Below are 4368 nucleotides of genomic sequence, written 5' to 3'. Positions count from 1 at the left end.
CCATCAAACTTATAGGCGCGAAAGGGGCCGAAACCGATGTTAAATATTTGGTATCGGACACCCGGATGCAGCTTTTTTTACCAAAAGAAGTTACCGCAGACGGTGGTGTTGTAAAATTGAAGATAGAATATTCTTTCATTTCACCTGATTATGGGTCTGACCGGATGGGTATTCAAGCGACTAAAAACGGAAAGATCTTCCAGGTGGCGCAGTGGTACCCGCGCATGTGCGTTTATGATGATGTATCCGGATGGAATACCATCCCTTATACCGGCCCGGGTGAATTTTACCTGGAATACGGCGATTTCGACCTTAAAATTACCGCGCCTGCAAAAGATATCGTGGTGGCGTCAGGTCAATTGTTAAACCCGCAGGAAGTTTATACCCCAGAGCAATTAAAACGCTGGGAAGCAGCGGAGAACAGCGAAAAGACAGTTGTGATCAGGACTGCCGATGAAGTGACCGATCCAAAATCCCGCCCGGAAGGCAAAACCGAATTAACCTGGCACTTTGTGATCAAAAACGCACGCGATGCCTCATGGGGTGCGTCGGCTTCGTTTATTGTTGATGCCGCCAAAATGGATCTGCCAAGCGGTAAAAAGGCAATGGCCATTTCAGCCTATCCTGTCGAGAGCGATGGCAACGACGCCTATGGCCGCTCAACAGAATATGTTAAAAAATCGATAGAATTTAACTCGGCCAAATGGTTTGAGTTCCCTTACCCCAATGCTACCGTTGTTGCAGGGATCACCGGCGGGATGGAGTACCCGGGCATTGTTTTCTGCGGGTATAAGGCAAAAAAAGCAAGCTTATGGAGTGTGAACGACCATGAGTTTGGCCATACCTGGTTCCCGATGATCGTAGGCTCAAACGAACGCCTTTACGGCTGGATGGACGAAGGTTTTAATACGTTTATCAATACGCTGTCAACAGCCGATTTTAATAACGGCGAGTATAAAAACAAAAGAGGTAATGATATGCACCGGATGGCGCCAATTGTAACAAACCCGACCCTGGAGCCGATTTTAAGTCAGCCGGCCAATTTAAAAGAAAAAAATACCGGCATCCTTTTATACTTCAAACCAAGCCTGGGCTTAACCATGCTCCGCGAACAGATTGTAGGCCCCGAACGTTTTGATTTTGCTTTCAGGAACTATATCGACAAATGGGCATTTAAACACCCTACACCTGATGACTTTTTCCGCTCGATGGAAAACGCGGCAGGAGAGAACCTGCAATGGTTCTGGCGCGGCTGGTTTTTAAACAACTGGCAGCTGGATGTAGCCGTACGCGATGTAAAATACGTGAGTGACACGCCTTCAAAAGGATCGATCATTACGATTGATAACCTGCAAAAGATGGCGATGCCCGTGATCCTTGAAATTAAAACCACAAGCGGCAAGGTAAGCAGGATAACCCTGCCGGTAGAGATTTGGGAACGTAACAGTACCTGGACGTTCAATTATCCTTCTACAGAAGAAATAGAATCGGTTACTTACGATCCTGACAAGGTTTATCCGGATATTAACCCGGATAATAACGTTTGGAAGAAATAGTTAAGCTGGGAAGTCCGAAAGTCGGAAAAGTCCGAAAGAAGCTACGCAGCTCTACTCGTTTACATAGTATTGCAGCATCTTTTCTTCTTTCGGTCTTCCGGACTTTCGGTCTTTCCCGACTTTTCTGACAAAAAACAAAACTATTTCTCCCTAAAAAGAGTTAAATTGACAGGATAATTCTCTACCCCATGAAAAAGATCTACTTGTTAACTGCCATGCTGTTAAGCCTGGCTTTTTTTGTTAAGGCCCAAACCACTTTAAAAGGCACTGTTTACGAAAACGGAAGCAATATTCGCCTCGATAACGTATTTATTCACGATAAAAATAATAAGCAATATACCATAGCGGATAAAAATGGGAACTTTGAGATCAAAACAGAGGCCGGCCACCTGCTGATCTTTGATTCGCCGGGTTATGTTTCAGATACCCTTTATGTGGTTGACCTTACGCCCAAAAAGATCAACCTTGTAGTGAAAACGATTGCCTTGCGCGAGGTAAATATCAACTCAACCCGCCAGATGTTTGATTCGCATAAGGAATACCCTGAAATATATGAGAAGAGCAAGGTTTATATCATGTCGCCTTCGTCGTGGTTCAGTAAAGAGGGCAAGGATGCGCGCCGGCTTAAAAAATACTTCGTGGTTGAAGAACAGGAGCGCCATATTGATGCCGTATTTACCCGTGCCTATGTAGGCAGCATTGTGCCGCTGAAAGGGCAGGAGTTGGAGAACTTTATGACGGTTTACCGGCCCAGCTACGCATTTGTAACCAATAATAACGGCCCATCAATGGCGGCTTATATTAATGACAGTTACAAAAAATACATGGCATTGCCACCTGAGAAACGGACTTTGCAAAGGCTGAGTGATCATTAAACCACAACCGTCTAATATCGCCTTTGCAGTTCATAATAGCATATGAAAATCCTCCTTACCAATTGGATAAATATCTGCGGACTGTTTATATCGGCTTTGTTAGCCTGTATTTTCATTTCGTACCGTTCGGATATATCACCAAATATTTTTCAGGCAATCGTAATGTCCTTATTTTCTGTTTGCTTATATGGAATGATTTTTTGGGGACTATTTGTTGTGATGATTATTTTTCTCGACTTAATACTGATCGTATACAACCAAAACCACCTCACACTAAAGCTATTGATCGAATGGGTTTTAATAAGCAGCCCTTTTGTTTATTGGTTTTTTAAGTATGATGAATGGATCTTTGCGGTAGGGGTTGCGTCTTTTCTGATAACGCAGTTGATGCGGAAAAGACTGATAATAAATATAATAGGCGTATAAAATATTGCCTTTTTGTCATCTCGAACGATAGAGAGAGATCTATACACGCGGCATTCCCACCGGCAATCGGGAATAGCAAGTGTATAGATTTCTCCTCGTTCCTCGTCGAAATGACAAATTTTTTATATTTCCGCAAACGGCACTTCGCAATCCGCATTCAAATAATTCCGAAATCGAACATCCGAAATCCGAAATCACATCACCTCTTTCCAGGTACTGCTATCCTTTAGCATTACTTCGCGCAGCAGCCTGATCTGCGGCATGCCGTGGTTCAGCACCTCGTCGTGAAATTTTTTGAGACTGAAATTAGCGCCTTCCTGTTTTTGGTAATCAGTGCGCAGTTTTAATATTTCCAGCTTGCCAATGGTATAAAACAAATAACCCGGATCAAAAGTACCGCGAAGGGCTTCCTGGTAGGATGGTTTTTGACCCTGGTACCAGTTGTCCATAAAAAATTTGGTAGCGTCGTCCAGTTTCATGCCCTGGCAATGGGTTTTTATAGATACGCACAGGCGGCAAAGGCGTAGCAGGGCATCGCCTGCCTGGGCCAGGCGGTATTTGGCCGCCAGTACAGTATCGCCGTTGTGGCCGTAGCCAGCATCGGCCATCATTTGTTCGCAGTAGTGCGCCCAGCCTTCAACATAAGCATAGCTGCCAAAGATCTTTTCAATCCGGGTAGCCTGCGAGGCGTTTAAATGCAAAAACTGGGTATAGTGGCCCGGGTAAGCTTCGTGTATGGTTACGTTGTCTGTAGTATAATAATCAAACTGGCGCAGCCAATCTTCTTTTTGCTGTGCCGTCCATTTGGCATCAACCGGGGTTACATAATAAAAAGCTTCGGTTGCCTTCGTTTCAAACGGACCGGGATCATCATTTGAAGCCGTACTAGTAGCACGCGCATATTGCGGCGTTTCGGTCACTTTTAAATTTACCATGGCGGGCATGGTCACAATGTTTTTATCCGTTAAAAACTTGCGGATCGCCTCGACATTTTTCTTTACATCCGGTATCAGGTTTTCGGCAGTGGGGTGGTCCTTTTGCAGGTCGTGGTAAACATCAACAGGTTTTTTGTTTGGGTTGATGGTTTTGGCAGCGGCATTAAACACATCTTGTTGATGTTTAAGTTCTGCAAGGCCAATGGCCAGTATTTTTTCGGGCGATATGGTCAATCCCTCGCTATACAGCAGCATTTTTTTGTAGCTGGCTTCGCCAAGGGCGTAGTTGTTATTGGCTTTGGGTAGTTTTTCCTTTTTTAGCCAGGCGGCATAAGCATGGATGGCATCAATGGCGGTTTTATTAGCCGCGTTGAAGGCTTTCATCAGCGTGTCGTTTTTCACATCCTTTAGCGCCAATTTCAAGTCGCCGCCTAAAAATTCCGTGGTGCCTTCGGCTATTTGTATGGCTGTTTCAACATAGGGTTTGGGCAGCGTATCTTTTAAATTTTCTTTTGCTGCCGCGAAAACTTTAGGCGCATTTTTTTCAATAGCGATGATAGAACTTATGCGCTCCTG

Annotated in this window: 3 protein-coding genes; 2 read left to right on the top strand and 1 reads right to left on the bottom strand. The window is 44.5% G+C overall.

Annotated elements, in window-relative coordinates; all coding sequences use genetic code 11:
- Positions 1-1556, top strand: a 1556-nt coding sequence (locus QZY09_RS08060; protein WP_295670760.1) for a M1 family metallopeptidase, incomplete at its 5' end; no start/stop codon positions are given.
- A 188-nt stretch (positions 1557-1744) separates the two neighbouring features.
- Positions 1745-2431 carry a hypothetical protein gene (locus QZY09_RS08055; RefSeq protein WP_295670758.1) on the top strand — a complete coding sequence of 229 codons (687 nt, stop codon included), beginning with the start codon at positions 1745-1747 and terminating at the stop codon, positions 2429-2431.
- A 620-nt stretch (positions 2432-3051) separates the two neighbouring features.
- Here QZY09_RS08055 and QZY09_RS08050 read toward each other — a convergent pair.
- Positions 3052-4368, bottom strand: a 1317-nt coding sequence (locus QZY09_RS08050) for a DUF885 domain-containing protein (RefSeq protein ID WP_295670754.1), incomplete at its 5' end; no start/stop codon positions are given.

Origin of the sequence: uncultured Mucilaginibacter sp., from assembly GCF_903913935.1 — a bacterium.
Taxonomy (GTDB): domain Bacteria; phylum Bacteroidota; class Bacteroidia; order Sphingobacteriales; family Sphingobacteriaceae; genus Mucilaginibacter.
Note: the sequence above shows the minus strand (reverse complement) of the source record. Positions and strands in the feature narration are given on the sequence as shown.